The 18376-nt window shown below is 36.4% G+C and carries 16 protein-coding genes; 9 read left to right on the forward strand and 7 right to left on the reverse strand.

Features of this window, described 5'->3' with window-relative positions; genetic code table 11:
- Positions 1 to 9: 9 nt before the first annotated feature.
- Both C1634_RS01170 and C1634_RS01175 read left to right on the forward strand, forming a co-directional pair.
- Positions 10 to 645 carry a carbonic anhydrase gene (locus C1634_RS01170; RefSeq protein WP_103234061.1) on the forward strand — a complete coding sequence of 212 codons (636 nt, stop codon included), beginning with the start codon at positions 10 to 12 and terminating at the stop codon, positions 643 to 645.
- Positions 646 to 896: 251 nt separating this feature from the next.
- Positions 897 to 1823, forward strand: coding sequence for a hypothetical protein (locus C1634_RS01175; protein WP_109737791.1), 927 nt, complete (start codon positions 897 to 899; stop codon positions 1821 to 1823).
- Positions 1824 to 1918: 95 nt separating this feature from the next.
- On the opposite strand, the gene pth is transcribed toward C1634_RS01175, so the two are convergent.
- The 7 genes from pth to mfd all read right to left on the reverse strand — a co-directional run bounded on the left by pth (position 1919) and on the right by mfd (position 10762).
- Positions 1919 to 2482, reverse strand: coding sequence for an aminoacyl-tRNA hydrolase (gene pth, locus C1634_RS01180; protein ID WP_103234189.1), 564 nt, complete (start codon positions 2480 to 2482; stop codon positions 1919 to 1921).
- 87 nt (positions 2483 to 2569) lie between these two features.
- Positions 2570 to 3502, reverse strand: a complete 933-nt coding sequence (locus C1634_RS01185; protein WP_103234188.1) for a hypothetical protein — start codon at positions 3500 to 3502, stop codon at positions 2570 to 2572.
- A gap of 99 nt (positions 3503 to 3601) precedes the next feature.
- Positions 3602 to 4477, reverse strand: coding sequence for a hypothetical protein (locus C1634_RS01190; protein WP_103234187.1), 876 nt, complete (start codon positions 4475 to 4477; stop codon positions 3602 to 3604).
- A 152-nt stretch (positions 4478 to 4629) separates the two neighbouring features.
- On the reverse strand, positions 4630 to 5367 hold the full coding sequence (locus C1634_RS01195; RefSeq protein ID WP_103234186.1) for a hypothetical protein: 738 nt from the start codon (positions 5365 to 5367) through the stop codon (positions 4630 to 4632).
- Positions 5368 to 5375: 8 nt separating this feature from the next.
- Positions 5376 to 6194: a hypothetical protein gene (locus C1634_RS01200; RefSeq protein ID WP_228409906.1), complete on the reverse strand. Its 819-nt coding sequence runs from the start codon at positions 6192 to 6194 to the stop codon at positions 5376 to 5378.
- Positions 6195 to 6196: 2 nt separating this feature from the next.
- Positions 6197 to 7018, reverse strand: a complete 822-nt coding sequence (locus C1634_RS01205; RefSeq protein ID WP_103234184.1) for a hypothetical protein — start codon at positions 7016 to 7018, stop codon at positions 6197 to 6199.
- Positions 7019 to 7393: 375 nt separating this feature from the next.
- Positions 7394 to 10762: a transcription-repair coupling factor gene (gene mfd, locus C1634_RS01210; RefSeq protein WP_109737792.1), complete on the reverse strand. Its 3369-nt coding sequence runs from the start codon at positions 10760 to 10762 to the stop codon at positions 7394 to 7396.
- Positions 10763 to 11007: 245 nt separating this feature from the next.
- Between mfd and C1634_RS01215 the strand changes: the two genes are divergently transcribed.
- The 7 genes from C1634_RS01215 (at position 11008) to C1634_RS01245 (ending at position 18353) form a co-directional block, all read left to right on the forward strand.
- Positions 11008 to 11403, forward strand: a complete 396-nt coding sequence (locus C1634_RS01215) for a hypothetical protein (RefSeq protein ID WP_109737793.1) — start codon at positions 11008 to 11010, stop codon at positions 11401 to 11403.
- A gap of 182 nt (positions 11404 to 11585) precedes the next feature.
- The gene (locus C1634_RS01220) at positions 11586 to 11879 is read left to right on the forward strand and encodes a hypothetical protein (RefSeq protein WP_103234181.1); all 294 of its coding nucleotides are present in this window, start codon (positions 11586 to 11588) and stop codon (positions 11877 to 11879) included.
- A gap of 137 nt (positions 11880 to 12016) precedes the next feature.
- On the forward strand, positions 12017 to 13516 hold the full coding sequence (locus tag C1634_RS01225) for a GH3 auxin-responsive promoter family protein (RefSeq protein ID WP_109737794.1): 1500 nt from the start codon (positions 12017 to 12019) through the stop codon (positions 13514 to 13516).
- Positions 13517 to 13585: 69 nt separating this feature from the next.
- The gene (locus tag C1634_RS01230) at positions 13586 to 13948 is read left to right on the forward strand and encodes a hypothetical protein (RefSeq protein ID WP_103232018.1); all 363 of its coding nucleotides are present in this window, start codon (positions 13586 to 13588) and stop codon (positions 13946 to 13948) included.
- Positions 13949 to 14040: 92 nt separating this feature from the next.
- Positions 14041 to 15276 (forward strand): MFS transporter, encoded by a 1236-nt coding sequence (locus C1634_RS01235; protein ID WP_103232015.1) that lies wholly within the window; start codon positions 14041 to 14043, stop codon positions 15274 to 15276.
- Between the two features lie 301 nt (positions 15277 to 15577).
- Entirely contained in the window at positions 15578 to 16180 is a 603-nt protein-coding gene (locus tag C1634_RS01240; protein ID WP_123921346.1) for a hypothetical protein, read from the forward strand.
- A gap of 103 nt (positions 16181 to 16283) precedes the next feature.
- Entirely contained in the window at positions 16284 to 18353 is a 2070-nt protein-coding gene (locus tag C1634_RS01245; protein ID WP_103232011.1) for a T9SS type B sorting domain-containing protein, read from the forward strand.
- Positions 18354 to 18376 lie beyond the last annotated feature (23 nt).

Raw genomic sequence — 18376 nt, forward strand, 5'->3', positions numbered from 1 at the left:
ATACATTATATGAAAGCACATACATACGAAACTCAATCTACTATTACACCTGAGAAAGCGTTAGAATTCTTAAAAGAAGGGAACCAGAGATTTGTAAACAACCTTAAAGCAAACAGAGATCTTCTGGAGCAAGTGAATGCTACCCGTGAAGGGCAGTGGCCTTTTGCTGTAGTTTTAAGCTGTATAGACAGCCGTACTTCTGCAGAACTTATCTTTGATCAGGGATTAGGAGATGTTTTCAGTATCAGAATTGCAGGTAATTTTGTGAACCAGGATATTCTTGGATCCATGGAATTTGGCTGTAATGTTGCCGGTTCTAAACTTATCGTAGTTTTAGGTCACACGAAATGCGGAGCCTTAAAAGGAGGTCTTGACGCTGCACAGATTGAGGGTCTGGGAATGGATAACCTGAACCACCTTATCAATCATTTTGACCCGATCATCAATGAGATTATCGAAGAAAATGAAGAGCGTTCATCTAAAAACAGCTCACTTCTTGAAAGACTCAATCAGCAAAACGTAAGAAGCGCAATTGAAGATATCCGTAAACAAAGCTCAACACTTAGAAACCTTGAAACTGAAGGTAAAATTAAAATTGTTGGAGCCAACTATGATGTTGAAACAGGCGCTGTATCTTGGTTATAAAAATAAAACTCATTAATTTTCAATTATAATTTACAGAAAATGCCATCGAATTTCGGTGGCATTTATTTTTTGTTATTTTTTCTTTCTAAAGCAATATAAGTTAATCATAAACCTATTGATCTATTAAGATGGTAAAATTAACAACCTGCCTCATTTCAAGGAGAGCCAGTTTTAATTATCAAAAAATAATTATATATTGGCATCATTGAGAGTGTATATTCAAAAAACCATGATTAGAAACTGAAAAGAAGATGATTTTTCCAAAAGCAAAAAAAATAGCCAGAGATCTTGGCTGGTATAAAACAAATGACGGCGTATTCGGACTTTACAAAGGCTACTTTTTCAACGTTTCAGACGCAGACATCATACAGACTCCCCAATACAAATATGTATCTGTAACGACTGGTGATTTAACAGACGAACAAAGAGAACAAATCAAAACAGAATTAGCTAAAAGCAAAAAAAGACTAAAATTTACCAGCTTTGAAATCAGAGAAAATAGCATTTTCTTCAAATTCACTGAAAACCTAATACCCACTAAGCTCAGTACGGTTTATGCTTTGTTTGACTTCTTGACTGACTTTTTTAAAAAGTTAAATATCCCAGAGCAAGACCAATGTCATAGCTGTGAGACCAATCAGAGAATTAATTATTACAATCTTAACGATACTGGTATAATACTCTGCGATAATTGTTTTAAAAAGACCGATGATAAGTTCTATGGAATTGAAAAAGAAAGAACTTCGAAAGAGAAAAATTATCTGACAGGATTTTTAGGAGCCATTATTTTCTCCATTCCTGCAATTATCATCTGGATTTTACTTGCAGTCTATTTAGGGGGACTTTCCTCGGGGATGGCATTTGTTATTGCTTTTCTCGGGTTTATAGGCTATGATTATTTCAAAGGGCTTCAAGGGAAACTGACAAAATATATTATTTTCTTCACCAACATCACAAGTATATTTGTTGCAAATGTTTTGACTATTATTGCTATATTGGTAAAAGAGGGGCTCCCTATCAATCAGGCATTATTGGAGTTTCAAACAAACCCTGCAGCCAATGAAATATTTATGCGGAATATCGTTATATCTTTTTTATTATCATTTATTCCTTGGATTTGGATATTGTTTATCAGAAAAGATGATAAATTAGTCATAAAACCTGCAGAAAAATTTTAGAGATAAATACAATAAATGACTGCCCGTTTCTGAGGCAGTCATTCTATATTATAAATTGTATTGTAATTTCAGAACTTCTTTATCCCAATTAGAAATTATTTCCCATTAAATGCGGACATCGTATTATTCAATCCTGCAAATACAAAAGAAAGACTGGCCTTTGAAAAGGTTTCAATTCTCTCTGTAAGTTTTCCGGCTTCTTCTTCACTCCAGGTTCCTAACACATAGTCTACTTGTCGCCCGGCAGAGAAATCGGCAGAGATCCCGAAACGAAGCCTTGCGTAATTCTGAGTCTGTAATACTTCATTAATATTTTTGAGCCCGTTATGGCCTGCATCAGAGCCTTTCCCTTTCAATCTTAACGTTCCGAAAGGCAGCGCAAGATCATCAGTAACAATCAATACATTCTCCAAAGGAATATTTTCTTTCTGCATCCAGTATTTCACTGCATTTCCGGAAAGATTCATGTAAGTGTCTGGTTTCAGAATAAAAACTTTTCTCCCTTTGTGTTTTCCTTCTGCCATCCAGCCAAAGTTGGACGTGTTAAATGATACTTCAAGAGTTTCCGCAATTTTCTCAGCTACCTTAAAACCTATATTGTGTCGTGTATTTTCATATTCTGAGCCTTTGTTACCAAGCCCAACAATTAAATATTTCATCAGAAATTTTTTGCAAAATTAAGAGATAAAAAATAAAAAACTCAATCTTATTAAAGATTGAGTTTGAATATTGTTAAAAAAATTATTCTATTGTGGTTTATAGATGTAATTAACACCATATCCTTTCGTCATGTAAGTCTGAGGATCATACGAGTAATTCGTACTTTTTACAATCGGAGTTGGAATAGGTGGCGTAAGATCTGTCACCGACCATCTCTTAGGATTGTTTGGAGATAGGATAAGACTTTCCTTATCATTGATCACTGTAGATAATAGTCTTGAAATCTTATATACATGTGGTAACAATGTGAAAGGACTCACCTGATCATCATATGCATAATATTCATAGCTATATTTTCTTGTAACAGTACCGAATGCCCCTCCGGACATAGTACCATAATGTCTTACTACTTTAGATACATTATCTCCTACATAGGTATAAGCTGTTTTAGAGAAATCTGTGAAAGCCAATGGAACTCCAGTAACATCCGGACCATTTCTCATGATAATGGAATCCAGCTTTCCTGTAGAAACACTGTATTTTATATCATAACGCGTTTTTTCTTTCTTAAGTAATGTCTGTGGACCCGGAGTAGTTGCCGGTGGTACAGGCGGAGGTCTTCTGAAAGTCACACGATTTTCAGAAATCATCTGCAGCTTGCTATTGTTTGCGTAAGTGAATAATTGAGTATATGATACACTGTCCTTATCAAGTTTTCCGTTTCCATCAAGATCCAGGAAACCGTTAAAATTGATCTGGCTGATTTTATCACCACTGTACATGATGTCAGTTATTGAAGCACTGTCTGTGATTACTTTAGTCACAAGAAGCCCGCTGTAGCGATATTCTGCGATTGTATCTTTATCTGTAATTTCTCTGTATAATGCTCTGGGACCGCTTAATCCTCCTGTATTATTAAGATCCAACAATGGATTCCCATCCTCATCCAATAAACTCTTGCAGGAATGTATTGAGGAAAAACCTGCGATTAGTAAAATAAAATAGAAAATTTGTTTCATTTCCTTGTAATTGATTATTTTTTTGACAAATATAATTTTTTTTTGCCTAAAAGTTGTAATATTATTTATATTCTGATAAGATTAATAACTATATTTCTCCTATAAATTTTTATAGGTAAAAGTTACATTCTTGTTTTTCTCAACAACTACATACCCCTGATTATCATAAGAATAACTCTGAGCTGTATTAACAGGTGCAGCTGGTGACGGCAATTCTATGAACATTGACGTAGGGTTGTTCGGAGAAATTTTGTAGAAATTAATCGGAGTGATCAGACTTCGTGCAATGAAATATACCGATGGAAGGGTAGAATATGGGCTTTTCTGAGCATCATAGTTTTGAAAGCTGTACTTGCTTACGGTTGCTGTAGTCATATTCGGGTTTCCATTGATATCTAATATGCCTTTGGAACAAACTACCTGGATTACATTGTTTCCGTTATACACAAAGCTATAGTCTATAAAACTGTTATAAGCGCTGATACCTCCTTCTTTTCTTTTCTCCAGAATTTTGGTAAGTTTACTCGTTACCGAATCATAGGTAAATGCATAATCACTTACAACAGAAACTGATGGAGTTGCCCCGGTTGCTGTAGAGGTAGCATTATAAATCTTTTTACCGGTATCATCCGGAACAATATTGAACTCATAAGCAAGGCTGGATGTTGCAGAGCTTACAAATTTAATTTTAGTAATATTTTTATTGGTATACGATACCGTTCCTGTATAATAGGCACTACTGGAAGTAGATTCATCTTTAAATACTGCGGTCTGCAAATCTCCCGTTCCGGCAGTAGTAACATATTCTTCCTGAGAAACATTATTTGCAGTGACCTTTGCTAAAACTTTTTTAGGGGGCGGTCCGCTATCCGGATTAGGGACAGATTCTGTAGGATCTGAAGTAGTATTACATGCTGTCAGCAGTCCTAGAAAAGCAATACCGGCAAACATTTTAAGAAAATAGTTTTTTACCATATAGAATTTTTTTAGCTTGTCCAAATATAATTCAATTTTCGATAATACACTTCACTTTATCCGAACAAATTCACAAGAAATAGAGTTAATCAACAAAAAAAATCTAAAAACATAACGTTTTTAGATTCTTAATTATTGTATTATTATGAAAATTAATAAGGTTGTAGTATAGATGTTGTCAAAACAGATTGTGACATATCACTATTGAGGAAGGTCGTATTAACCGCCCTTCCTATTCCTACTGTCGCTTGTGAAATAGATCTTTTGATACAGGCTACTTTTACGCTGTAGTTATTTTTAGGGAGAAGGTCAGTAAGAGTAGCATTGAGATTAAAAATTTTATAAGCCCCTGCATCTCCAAGCAATACATCCGTTCTTACGGCTCTGAGTTTATCATCAACAAAAACTCCACAGGCAAAACTAGCAGAATTGGCTCCTGTTTTCTGTACAGTTGTTTGGAATGAAAAAGTGGCTTTATTCGTACCATTGGTCACAGAGAAAGTATCCACAGTTCCTGTAAGTACAGTCCAGTTACCCGTCAATGCATCTCCGTCATTATAAGGAGTAGTGGCCCCATTATCACCTGAGAAACTGACTCCGGTCTTATCTGCAACGGTATTGATTGAAAACACAGACATACTTCCCTGCCCGTCAGCAATTTTTATCGATTTCCAATCATTGGTATTTAAGTCTGTATTATTATGCAGAATATTACCTGCTGTTCCGGCAGATCCTTTCAAGACATCAGTACCTCCCGTTCTTAATTCTTTTCTAATACTAAGATCTCCATTCACATCCAGCATATTGCTCGGAGTTGGAGTATTAATACCCACCTGAGCGGTAGCTGAAACAGCCAATAAAAGAGAGGTTACAAATAGTATTTTTTTCATAATCTGCTTTAGTTTATAATTGTGTTAAACACCTCAGGAACTTCATATACATCTACTTTAAGAGATGACTGTGCAATAAAGTCATTGATATTAGAAAATACATTAATTCCTATCGTAAGTTTATTATTCGAAGCTCCGTAAGAACCCAATCTTGTACAGGCAACATCTACAGTATGATTTCCCTGGGAAAGATTATCTACAATCCCGATTTGGGTATGAGTAAGAAAAGGATATGAGCTCGTAATAGCCTTTAAATTTCGTTGTCTTAAGTTGACCAGTTTATTGTCTACAAAAATACCACAAGCATAGTCTATTGAAGTATCAGTTGTACCTGCTGCTCCAAAATCGGCCTGCACTACGGTTTCAAACTGGAAATATGCCTTACTCTGGCTGCTATATACACTTATTTGCTTTGAAAGACCAGCTATTCTTTTAAAATTTGGAAGGCTGTTCAGGTCTTTTCCTTTAGTAAGTGTAGCTCCTCTTGATGAAAAACCTATTGTAGAATCGTCGGCAGATGTAAATGAAATCCCTAATTTATCTGAAAAAGAGTTGTTGTAGATCAGATAAAATTTATTCGGTTCATATTCAGGAATACGAAGTGACTTCCAGATCGGAGCATACCCTTCTCCCTGAGAAACAAGAAGCTGATCATTATTTCCCAGAAACACCGAATTATCAGTAGCATTAAGAACAGCAATTTTGTTTCTGAAATTCACATCTCCGTTTACGTCCAATTTTGCTTTAGGAGTGTCTGTTTTTATTCCTACCTGAGCTGTTGCCAAAAGTCCTATGGTAAAAAGCAGCGTTGATAATAGTTTTTTCATCATTAGTTGTTTTTATAACTCACATATTCAATAACATCCACTTTCATGGTAGATTCCAATGTAAATGCACTGGAGACTCCACTTGAAGTTTCTACATTACGCCCGATTGCAAATTCTGAGGCCAAATTTGATGTATCAATCTTTCTGCATGCAATTTCAATATCATGAACTCCTATGGGAACATTCTGCTCGGTATAATTAAGGGTAAAGATATAGTCCTGAAGACCATTTTTTCCGCTATTGTTGTTAGAAGCGATTCTATCGGGACGTACAGCCACTAATAATCCGTTTCTGAAAACACCACAAGTAAATCTGATATTCTCTATAGTGGTAGAAGTAGGCGCTTTTATTTCAATTCCTGTCTGAAACTGATAAGTAAGCCTGTTTTTTCCGTTTTTGATCGTAAAAGTATTTTTAAGACCATTAATTTTTTTCCAATTTCCTTTTGTAGCATCAGTGACATTATCTCCAACTTTATTTGTGTAGACGTTATCACCAGCAACACCATTGGTAAGTGATATAACACCCACCTGATCTGATGACAGATAAGAATTGATCAGCTTATACTGTCCCTCTTCCATAAAGGAAACGTTCAAAGATTTCCACACTGGCGGTAAACCTTCACCCTGAGAAACCAAAACCTGGCCGTTCAACCCGGCACTCCCAGCCTGATCTGAAGTCCCGCCTACTCTAAGTTCTTTTCTTAAGGTGGTTTTTCCATTCACATCAAGAATAGATTTTGGTTTCGCAGTACCAATTCCCACCTGCGCGTTGGCATAGAAAGAAAAAAATCCAGCCACGCAGCAATATATAAGTTTTTTCATAATTAAGGACTGCAAAGGTACACAATGATGCCTTAAAAATTCCAGTTATACATTCATAAACCTATAGAAATAAACACATTAGAAGATAGAATAAATAATACGCAAAAGTAGAATTATTTCTACATAACTCTACTTTTCATGTTTTAAAAAATCAGTTTAACATCTCAAACCCTTACTGTACGGTGATTTACAGGATATTTTTAATCATTAAAAAGTGATTTCACACCCCTCAAAAGCACTATAACTCTCTATTACAGGAGTATTCCCAAATAAAAACATGATAACAATCACAAAAAAAGTTTATGAAAATTTTAAATTTCCATAAACTTTTCACATTTTTTTACAAATTTGTTTACAATAAACAAAAATTACAATTTAATTATGTTCAATAATAGCTTTCAGTAACATATTAACCTCATCTACATTCTTCACCCTTTCTTTCCTCATCATCAGCTGGTTACCTTCTTTTCCGGCCTTTTCCTTAAGCTGAGCCTCTGAAGGATTTTGGGTTAAGTAATTAATGATATGCCTGAATCTATCCGTCTGGTAGAACTTATCCTGCGGGTTTCCAGGGAAATATCCCAGAAACACTCCGTTTTTCATCACAATCTTCTCAAAACCAATATCTGCTGCAAGCCATTTCAGAGAAACACTTTTCAAAAGGTTCACCGCTTCTTTGGGCAATGCTCCAAAACGGTCAATCAATTCAAGCTCAAATTGATGAAGATCTACTTCATTATTGATTTCGGCAATTTTCTGATACAGCAATAATCTTTCTTCCGTATTGGAAATATAGAAGTCGGGTAACATCAATTCTAAATCAGTATCGATATTGACATCCTTTACAGATTTGAAGAGCTTCTGTCTGTCTTCTTCATTATCAAACAGGTTTTCAAAATCAGCATCATCTTTCAATTCTTCCAACGCTTCCTGCATCAGCTTCTGATAGGTTTCAAATCCCATTTCATTGATAAACCCACTTTGTTCCGCTCCCAGAAGGTCACCGGCACCACGGATCTCAAGATCTTTCATCGCAATCTGGAAACCGCTTCCCAGATCAGAAAACTGCTCAATTGCTTCCAGACGTTTTCTGGCATCTGAAGTCATCATATCATAAGGAGGAGTAATCAGGTAACAAAAAGCTTTTCTATTGCTACGTCCTACTCTTCCTCTCATCTGGTGCAGGTCTGCCATCCCAAATCGTTGGGCATCATTGATGAAAATGGTATTCGCATTCGGAACATCCACTCCACTTTCTACAATGGTAGTGGAAACAAGAACATCATATTTCCCTTCCATAAAATCCAAGACATTCTTTTCCAGCTGTTTCCCTTCCATCTGCCCATGTCCTGTGATAACTCTTGCATCAGGAACCAATCTCTGGATAAGCCCGGCAATATCTTTCAGATTTTCAATCCTGTTGTTAATAAAGTAAACCTGACCATCTCTCTGAAGCTCATAAGAAACGGCATCACGAAGAATTTCTTCACTAAATCCAATCAGCTGTGTATCTACAGGCTGCCTGTTTGGCGGAGGTGTTTTGATGACGGATAAATCTCTTGCAGCCATCAAAGAAAACTGCAAAGTCCTTGGAATAGGAGTTGCCGTAAGCGTAAGCGTATCAACATTATTTTTAAGTGTTTTCAGCTTATCCTTTACCGAAACCCCGAATTTATGCTCTTCATCGATAATCAGCAATCCCAGATCCTTAAATTTAACAGAGCTGCTTACCAATTGATGAGTCCCAATAATGATATCAACTTTCCCATCTTTCAAAGCACTTAAGGTTTCTGATTTCTGTTTAGCCGTTCTGAATCTGTTGACATAGGCTACATTTACCGGAAAATCTTTAAGCCTTTCTTTAAAACTTCTGTAATGCTGGAAAGCAAGAATTGTTGTAGGAACCAATATGGCAACCTGTTTACCATCTGTGGCTGCTTTAAATGCCGCACGGATCGCAACCTCTGTTTTACCGAAACCTACATCACCGCAAACAAGCCTGTCCATAACCGTGTCCGCCTCCATATCTTTTTTAACATCTACGGTAGCCTTTTCTTGATCCGGAGTATCTTCATAAATAAAGCTGGCCTCCAATTCATTTTGTAGATAAGAATCCGGAGTATAAGCAAATCCTTTTGCTGTTTTTCTCTGGGCATATAATTGAATAAGGTCAAAAGCAATCTGCTTTACCTTAGCTTTTGTTTTCTGTTTTAAGGATTTCCAGGTCGGAGATCCGAGTTTGCTCAAAACAATCTCTTTTCCATCCGGTCCGTTGAATTTCGAAATCTTGTGCAAAGAGTGAATACTTACATATAATAAGTCTCCGTTTTTATAGGTCAGTTTAAAACATTCCTGAATTTTACCATCATTATTTACTTTTACCAACCCCATGAATTTCCCAATTCCATGGTCGATATGAGCAATATAATCCCCTATTTTCAAAGACATCAGGTCTTTCAGGGTAAGCTGCTCTGATTTCGCAAACGTATTTTTAGCCTTATATCTCTGATAACGGTCAAAGATCTGGTGATCTGTATACACCATCAATTTATGTCCGTTGTCTACAAATCCTTCATGCAGCTCAGACTTAAAACTCTTAAAAGGAAGTTCATTTTCCAGCTCTTCAAAAATAGATTCCAGTCTTTCTTTTTGTTTTTCTGTTGAAAAGGAAATCCAGGTATCAAACCCTTCGTTCTGCTTCTCTTCAATATCTTCAATCAGCAGTTCAAAGTTTTTATGAAAAGAAGGCTGCGGAAGCTGTTCCATTTTAACTTCTGTGATTTCTTTCAACCCTTCAATCACCATTCCTCCAAAATCAACCGTCTTAAATTTTTTATAATCAAATAAAAATTCCTGATCAGAAATAAAAAGTTCCTGCGGAGTTCTGTGGGCAATATCTTTATTTAATGTATCATATTTCTCCAGAGATTTCTCATAAAATGTTCTGATCTTCTGCATTCCTACCATTCCGTTTTTGGAAATCACAAAACTTCCTTCGGGCAATAACTGCAGCAGAGATACTCTGCTTCCCGTTACAGAAAAGTTCATGTTGGAAACCAATTGAAGATCTTTTACTTTATCTACAGAAAGCTGAGTTTCGATATCAAAGGTTTTGATACTTTCCACTTCATTCCCAAAGAATGTTATTCTATAGGGCTTTTCGTATGAATAGGAAAACACATCTACAATCCCTCCTCTTATAGAAAACTCTCCAGGTTCGGAAACGAAATCAGCCTGCTGAAAATGATAATGATTAAGAAGTTCATCTACAAAATCAAAATCCAGCTGATCGCCTACTTTTATATGATGAGAAATGGCTTTAAAATCTTCTTTTTTCAATACTTTTTCAGACAGAGCTCCTGCATAGGCTACAATGACTTTCGGAGATCTCCCGGAATTGATCTTATTTAAAACTTCAGTCCTTAATACAAGATTGGCGTTCTGGGTTTTCTCAACCTGATAAGGCTCAAGATGGGTTGCCGGGAAATACAGCACTTTTTCCTTTCCAAGAAGGTCTTCCATCTCTGTATTGGCATACAACGCATCCTCTTTATCATCTACCAGATAAAGAATATTTTTCTTTTGAACCAAAAAAAGCTCAGCTACAAAAATAGAAACTGAAGATCCGGCACTTCCTTTTACGGCAATATGCTGACTGTTTTCTAACTGGGTAAAAATTTCTTTCCCGAACTCTTTCTGCATAAGATCTGGAAGAAACTTTTCGTTGATGGATTTTAACTGCATAAATAGTAATGGTATAAACGACAAAAGCGATTTCGGGAGTTTTCCGAAACCGTTGATGGTATACAAAGGTACGGATAATTTTTTTTTGAGTGAAAAAGGGAGAGACTTTCAGATTTAAAATGAATGACTTAGCATAATAAATCTTAATTTTTTACAAATTTATGTAATAACCCGTTAAAAAAAATCAATAATCCCCACATGGCACAGTGTTTGGCCATTTAAGCCTAACCAAACATTTAAGTATTATGAAAAAAGCAATGAAAATCCTGGGAGTTATGATGCTGTTCCTATTTACAGCATTATCTTTTTCGTCGTGCAGCAAAGATGACGACCCTGTAAATAACGAATTCTTTGCAGGAACTTATAAAGGAAAAATTTCCTATAATGACGGTGGCTCTACCAATATCAGTACAGATAACGGAAGTGTATTTGTAACAAAGATTGCCAGCGGTACCAAGTATAATTTCGCTTTCTCAAACAGTATTCCGGATCTTAACGGAATAGAGTTTAATCAGGAAGGCGATCATACTCTTGTGATGATAGGTTCTACAGGAACCTCTTATATCAGAATTGACAACAATACTTTGAAAATCCTATTCGCAAAAGATGGCAAAACGTGGACAGCAAACTGTACACGCTAGCCTTGTCTATTTATATATTATTACCTAAGCCCGTTTTCACTCTGAAGACGGGCTTTTTTATTGACAATGAACCGTTTTAATTTTTTTTTAAGCTGTAATAAACTTTAGTTAAGGTTAAAAATCTCATTTTTTTAGCCTGCTTTTTGTATATCTTTATTCAGCAAAAAACAAACAGTATTCTTATGAAAAAACTATTATCTGCAATGTCATTAATCTTGGGATTAGGACTTGCAACTGCTCAGCAGACTGCTCCCGCTACAAGCGCCAAAGCTCAGCCTCCTGTAAAAACTACAGTGAAAGCTGCTAAACCTGCAGAAGTAAAAGCTGCAAAACCAGCGATGGATGCTAAAGCAGCAAAACCTGCCCAACCCGCAGCCAAAATGAAAAAAGATGGTACTCCGGACAAAAGATATAAAGAAAACAAACACGTAAAAAAAGACGGTACACCAGATAAAAGATACAAGGAGAACAAATAAGCATAACATTAACATATAGTTGTTATTTTCATAATCAAATTTCGAAAAGCCGATGGAACTTGTTCCATTGGTTTTTTTTTATGGGAAGCTTCGCAAAAAATGATTCCAGATTCTCTACTTATTTATAAATTTGACCCATGTTAAACTTCTTCAAGAAAAATGCAGCGCTTATCTGGGCCAAGAAACACGTTCAGAAAGCGGAGGACTTCAAAAAAAATGCTGGGAAAAACCAGGAGGAATTATTACTTTCTCTAGTGAATAAGGCTCAAAAGACGCTTTTTGGGCGGGAACATGATTTTGAAAACATCCATTCTGTAAAAGAATTTCAGGACAGAGTTCCTGTAGCCGACTATGAAGATCTGAAACCTTATATTGAAAGAGTAAAAAAAGGACAGTCCAATATTCTATGGACAGAAACTCCGGAATATTTTGCCAAAACTTCGGGAACGACTTCCGGATCCAAATACATTCCAATTTCTAAGGAAGGAATGCCATTTCAGATTGCCGGAGCCCAAAGTGCTCTTTTTCATTATATCAGTAAAAAGGACAACGCTGATTTCGTCAATGGGAAAATGATTTTTCTGCAGGGAAGCCCTGAGCTGGAAGAAGTCTTTGGGATAAAAACCGGAAGATTATCTGGTATTGTAGCTCATCACATCCCCAATTATCTTCAAAAAAATCGTCTTCCAAGCTGGGAAACCAACATGATTGAAGATTGGGAAGCTAAAGTGGACAGAATTGTTGAAGAAACAGAGCGTGAAAACATGACTCTGATTTCCGGAATCCCGCCATGGCTGATTATGTATTTTGAGAAATTGACTGAAAAACACGGGAAAAAGATTAAGCAATTGTTTCCCAATCTGCAGCTTATTGTAACCGGAGGGGTCAATTATGAGCCTTATCGTGATAAAATGGAAGATTTATTGGGCGGAAAAGTGGATATTGTTCAAACTTTTCCGGCTTCTGAAGGTTTTTTTGCTTTTCAGGATGACTATACAAAGGAAGGACTTCTATTATTGACCAACCATGGAATTTTTTATGAATTTATTCCTCTGGAAGAATATGGCAAGCCTGGAGCAAGAAGATTAACTTTAAAAGAAATTGAACTTCATAAAGATTACGCACTGATTCTTACTACCAATTCAGGGCTTTGGGCTTATTCTATCGGAGACGTTGTGAGATTTATCAGTAAAGATCCGTACAGGGTTCTGGTAAGCGGCAGGACTAAACATTTCACTTCGGCATTTGGAGAACATGTGATTGCTTTTGAGGTGGAAGAAGCCATGAAAGCAGCGCTTGAAAAGCATCCGGCACAGATTACTGAATTCCATCTTGCCCCACAGGTAAATCCTGGAGAAGGGCTTCCTTACCACGAATGGCTGATTGAATTTGAAAAAGAACCTGAACATTTAGAAGCATTCAGAGATGAACTGGATCAGCAGCTGAGAGCAAGGAACACTTATTATGATGATTTGATTTCCGGGAATATTTTACAGAAACTACAGATCTCCAGACTCAAAAAGAATGCTTTTCATGAATATGCCAAATCCCAGGGGAAATTGGGAGGTCAAAACAAGACTCCAAGATTGGCTAATGACAGAAACATTGCAGATCTCTTAGAAATTTACAAATTTTAATCATATTTTTTCAATTCCAAAAACGTATATTCGAAAAAAATTATAAATTTGAAAAACTAAAAGAAAATAATGAAAGCATCTGTACTGTTAAAATCATCTTTATTAACGTCTTTATTTGTTATTACATCTTGTGCTACTACAAAATACAGCGATGATATTTCAAAAAACAATTATTCTAATCTGGAAGCCGGGAAGGTATATAAGGTTACGATGAGAGACGGTTCTCCGAAACAGACCATATTATTCAGAAATGTCGTTGGTGATAATCTTGTAGGTACAGCTGGTAAAAAAGACAGTACAGAAGTGGTTATCCCTAAATCTAATGTAGCAGCTGTAAAAGACAGAAGAAAAGCAAGAATTGCTGCTGGAGCTACAATTATCGGAGCTGCAGGTGTTGCTGCCATTGTAATCAGTTCTTCAAGAGCTGACTAAAATAGATTTTATCTTTCAGGATATATTTAATATATCTTTTAAAAATCAACATATGAATAGTCCTAAATAGATTTTTAGGGCTATTTTTGTTCATGATTTCCTTTACCCCGTTACAAACATTACAAAATGTTGAGTTTAGAAATCTTCTCACCGGGAGATTTTTCATTGTTTTAGCTTTCAGAATGCTGGCCACACTCCTAGGATGGTGGGTGTATCAATTAACAAAAGATCCTTTTTCAATAGGCCTTATCGGTCTTTCGGAGGTAATACCTGCTGTAAGCTGTGCGCTGTACGCCGGGCATGTTATCGACATGAATGAAAAAAAGAGGCTGCTTCTTATCTGCAATTATGCTTATATTTTTCTGATCGGACTCCTGTTGATTCCTGCGTTTCTGGATGTAAAAATGCATTTCACCGGACATCAGATCACTTACTATATTTATGGAGTTATCTTTTTTACAGGAATAGCAAGAGCTTTCATCGGCCCTATCGTTCCTTCTATGATTCCAAAAATTGTAAAAAAGGAAAATCTACCCAATGCTGTAACGCTGAATCAGGCAACGTTCCTGATATCATCTGTATGCGGGCATGCCATAGGCGGTATCCTTATCGGATATATTGGAGTAAAATGGACCTTAGTTGCTATTTTAGCATTAATATTTGTTGCTTCCTTATTTTTCTGGCAGCTTCACAAGCAGTATTCCGAGTACAAAAAAGAAACAGTCAATGTTGTGGAGAGTATGCGTGAGGGAATTTCCTATATTTTTAAAACTAAAGAGATCTTAGGGGCTTTATGCCTTGATATGTTTGCGGTACTTTTTGGTGGTGCGGTAGCGATGATTCCGGTGTTTGCTACGGATATTTTAAGTTCGGGGGCTGAAGGTTTCGGGTTGCTGAACGCCGCTTCGGATATTGGATCCATGTGTATCATTACTATTTTGTCTATTGTTCCTCTTCGAAAAAACCAGGGCAAGATTCTTCTTGCCGTTGTGACCGGATTTGGGTTTTGCATCATTGGATTTGGCTTATCCAAATTATATTGGTTATCGTTTATGTTCCTTGTGATGAGTGGAATGCTTGACGGAATTTCTGTGGTCATACGCGGTACCATTGTACAGCTAAAAACACCTGATCATATAAGAGGACGTGTTCTTAGTGTCAATTCAATTTTCATTATGTCCAGCAATGAAATGGGACAGTTCGAAAGTGGAGTTATGGCCAAATTACTGGGGGTTGTACGCTCCGTTGTATTTGGAGGATGCATGACTGTTTTGGTGGCTTTACTTGTAGGAAGTACCAATCCTAAACTAAGAAAAATGCAATATTAATATATTGATTGATAATACGTTTCAAATTCTATTTGAAATTATCCATAATTCGAAATACTTAAAATCAGAATAGAACGTTTTCTATTCTGATTTTTGTTTTATACGTGTTTTTTTCAAATTTATTCAAAGATTAAATCTTAAATATTCAGCTAAAACATCAATATCTTTACGATCTTGATATAATTATACCAAAAAATAAAATACAATATTAAAAACCAATACATTAGTTTCATTAAATATATCTCAAAATCTTTAATTTAACGTTAATAATTTTTTATATTTGCTTCATAAAATATCCCCTATGAATAAACTTTTACTAATTTTGAGCTTTTTAGTGACAGGTTCACTAATGAATGCTCAATTTTTTTCAGATCCTACCTTACAGCAAACTGCTTTGCAGCTCGATAATGCAAAGACAGACAGTGACTACGATACTGTTTTCAAAACATTTTCTGAAGCAAAAACTTCTGAAAAGTGGAAAGCTAATTACTACGCTGCTGTTTCCATGTATCTTAAGACACAGTATTTGTTGAAATACACGACAAACAGACCTATGGCTGAATCTAATGAAGCTGCAGGAAAATTTGCGGCACAGGCTCTTGCTTCAGAAAAGAACAACGGAGAGATCAATACGCTTTTAGGACTTATCAATACACAGAAAATCAGAATAACGGCTGCTGCAGAACCTCAGAAGACTCTGAAAACGGCTGTTGCATATATGTCGAAAGCAGCTACTCAACTTAAGGATAATCCTAGACTTACATTCCTGAAAGCTGAGATAGCCGAATTGTCTAACAATAAACTGGAAGCTGTAAAACTGCACCAAAAGGCAGCGAATGAATTGAATGCAGCCAATCCATCATCTACTTCTCCAAGCTGGGGCAAGCAAGTGATTAGCCAATAAAAAAGAGAACTGCATCACAACAATACTATTCTCAAAAATGCTATTAAAGTGATAAAGCTCATTTAATCATCAACGTTTTAATATTTGTTTAAAACCTTATCCTATGAAAAAAACACTACTCATTTTCTTAATAATATTCTCACGTATTCTATATGCGCAGTCTGACTGTGCAACCGCTATGGCTGTCTGTGGTAACACAGATATTTCATACACCCCGAATGGTTACGGTGACACTCTGGAAACCATTGGTGGATGCCTTAGTAACGAAAGATACTCAGTATGGTATACTTTTACCATTGCTACAGCAGGAACGCTTACATTCCAAATTATTCCCAATGATCTGGGCAATGATTATGACTTCGCAGTATTCGGTCCTAATAAAACATGTGCCACCAGAGGTACTCCACTCCGCGGTTCTTATGCGGTATCCCCTGGTATCACAGGACTTAACATGCCATCTACCGACCTATGTGATTTAGTAGGTGGAGACAGATGGGCAAAATATATCGATGTATTACCCGGAGAAACCTACTATCTAATTGTAAATAACCACAGTGAGTCTGCCAATGGTTTTAAAATGTCATGGGGCGGAACAGCGACACTATCTTCTCCATTCTCTGATCCAAATGTACAGCCCTATCCATTTATTCCACCAGGAATACCAGCTGCAAACCCAGCAGATCCAAGAGAAGTCGTTATCTGTACAAATCCTGCTACTTTTGATTTCGCTTCATTATCAACAGGCATTCTTAACGGTAATCCTAACTTCACCGTTACTTACCACACAAGCCAAAATGATGCTTTAACGGCTAACAACCCTATCACAGGACCTCAAACAGTAACAACTACAGGCGTATATTATTACAGTATCAGCTATACTGATCCGGCGAATGCAAACAACCCGATCAATAAGTGTAGACAAATGGGCACCTTTAAATTTAAAGACGGAACCATCACAGCGGCAGATGTTACTTTAACCAGCTGTAATAATAACAATGCAGGAACTGCAACTTACGATCTTACAACAGCAAATGTTATTGCAGACCCTACTGTCACAAAAAAATATTATCATACTTTATATGATCTGAATAACTCAATCAATGAGATTACAAACATTTATCAGTTTGTTTCTGCTGAAGGAAAAATATATGTAAAAGTAACTTCTGTATTTGGATGTACTGATATTGCAGAAATTACACTTAAGTTTTATCCTCAAATTATTGCAAAAGATGCTGAGCTAAGATCATGTTTTATAGAAACGAATCCATCTACAGCTTTATTCAACCTTAACAGCGCAGCTGTAATTACGCCACAAGCTGGTATCACGAAGAAATTCTTCCCTTCATTAACTGATGCAATAGATTCAACTAACGAAATTTTAAATGCAAATTATATTGCACCAAACGGTGTAGTATATGTGAGAGTATCTGACACCAGAGGATGTTATGTGGTTGTGAAAATCGGCTTAACGGTAATTCCTCCTGTGACATCAAGCGTTCTGAAAGATAAGATCATCTGTATGGAAGATACTACAACTCTTGATGCAGGACCTGGCTTCAGCAGCTATGAATGGAGCACAGGAGCAACGACTCAATCCATCAAAAATGTTGGCGTAGGAATTTACTGGGTAAAACTAAAGACTGGAGAATGTATTGCTACTCAAAAGGTAACGGTATATCCTTCTGAGCAGCCAGTAGTAACAGGCATTGATGTATCCAATACTACATTAACAATTAATGTGATAGCAGGTACACCGGATTACCAGTACTCTATGGACAAAATCGTATGGCAGAACTCCAATATATTCTCTAATATAGCAAGAGGAACTTACAAGGTATATGTAAAAGATGCTTACGACTGCGAACCTATTGAAGTTACCGTAGTAGTTCCTAACCTTGTCAATATGATTACGCCAAACGGAGACGGTGTGAATGATGTAGTAGATTACTCTGCTATGGCAGACAAACAGAGTCTTGTATTGAGCATTTTCGACAGATACGGAACAAAAATCCACCAGGGAGATAAATCCAATGGATACAAATGGGACGGAACTATCGCTGGTAAGAAAATCCCAACAGGTACCTACTGGTATTCTGTAACATGGAATGAAAATGACAAAAAGAATACTCCTTTCAAGTTTTCGGGCTGGATTGTTGTAAAAAACAGAGAATAATCCATATAATAATATTAAAAGCC

Source organism: Chryseobacterium viscerum (assembly GCF_002899945.2).
Classification (GTDB): domain Bacteria; phylum Bacteroidota; class Bacteroidia; order Flavobacteriales; family Weeksellaceae; genus Chryseobacterium; species Chryseobacterium viscerum.

Excerpts from the sequence above, each read along its gene's own strand:
- C1634_RS01170 (WP_103234061.1), top strand. The coding sequence starts at position 10 with ATGAAAGCACATACATACGAAACTCAATCTACTATTACACCTGAGAAA.
- C1634_RS01175 (WP_109737791.1), top strand. The coding sequence starts at position 897 with ATGATTTTTCCAAAAGCAAAAAAAATAGCCAGAGATCTTGGCTGGTAT.
- pth (WP_103234189.1), bottom strand. The coding sequence starts at position 2,482 with ATGAAATATTTAATTGTTGGGCTTGGTAACAAAGGCTCAGAATATGAA.
- C1634_RS01185 (WP_103234188.1), bottom strand. The coding sequence starts at position 3,502 with ATGAAACAAATTTTCTATTTTATTTTACTAATCGCAGGTTTTTCCTCA.
- C1634_RS01190 (WP_103234187.1), bottom strand. The coding sequence starts at position 4,477 with ATGGTAAAAAACTATTTTCTTAAAATGTTTGCCGGTATTGCTTTTCTA.
- C1634_RS01195 (WP_103234186.1), bottom strand. The coding sequence starts at position 5,367 with ATGAAAAAAATACTATTTGTAACCTCTCTTTTATTGGCTGTTTCAGCT.
- C1634_RS01200 (WP_228409906.1), bottom strand. The coding sequence starts at position 6,194 with ATGAAAAAACTATTATCAACGCTGCTTTTTACCATAGGACTTTTGGCA.
- C1634_RS01205 (WP_103234184.1), bottom strand. The coding sequence starts at position 7,018 with ATGAAAAAACTTATATATTGCTGCGTGGCTGGATTTTTTTCTTTCTAT.
- mfd (WP_109737792.1), bottom strand. The coding sequence starts at position 10,762 with ATGCAGTTAAAATCCATCAACGAAAAGTTTCTTCCAGATCTTATGCAG.
- C1634_RS01215 (WP_109737793.1), top strand. The coding sequence starts at position 11,008 with ATGAAAAAAGCAATGAAAATCCTGGGAGTTATGATGCTGTTCCTATTT.
- C1634_RS01220 (WP_103234181.1), top strand. The coding sequence starts at position 11,586 with ATGAAAAAACTATTATCTGCAATGTCATTAATCTTGGGATTAGGACTT.
- C1634_RS01225 (WP_109737794.1), top strand. The coding sequence starts at position 12,017 with ATGTTAAACTTCTTCAAGAAAAATGCAGCGCTTATCTGGGCCAAGAAA.
- C1634_RS01230 (WP_103232018.1), top strand. The coding sequence starts at position 13,586 with ATGAAAGCATCTGTACTGTTAAAATCATCTTTATTAACGTCTTTATTT.
- C1634_RS01235 (WP_103232015.1), top strand. The coding sequence starts at position 14,041 with ATGATTTCCTTTACCCCGTTACAAACATTACAAAATGTTGAGTTTAGA.
- C1634_RS01240 (WP_123921346.1), top strand. The coding sequence starts at position 15,578 with ATGAATAAACTTTTACTAATTTTGAGCTTTTTAGTGACAGGTTCACTA.
- C1634_RS01245 (WP_103232011.1), top strand. The coding sequence starts at position 16,284 with ATGAAAAAAACACTACTCATTTTCTTAATAATATTCTCACGTATTCTA.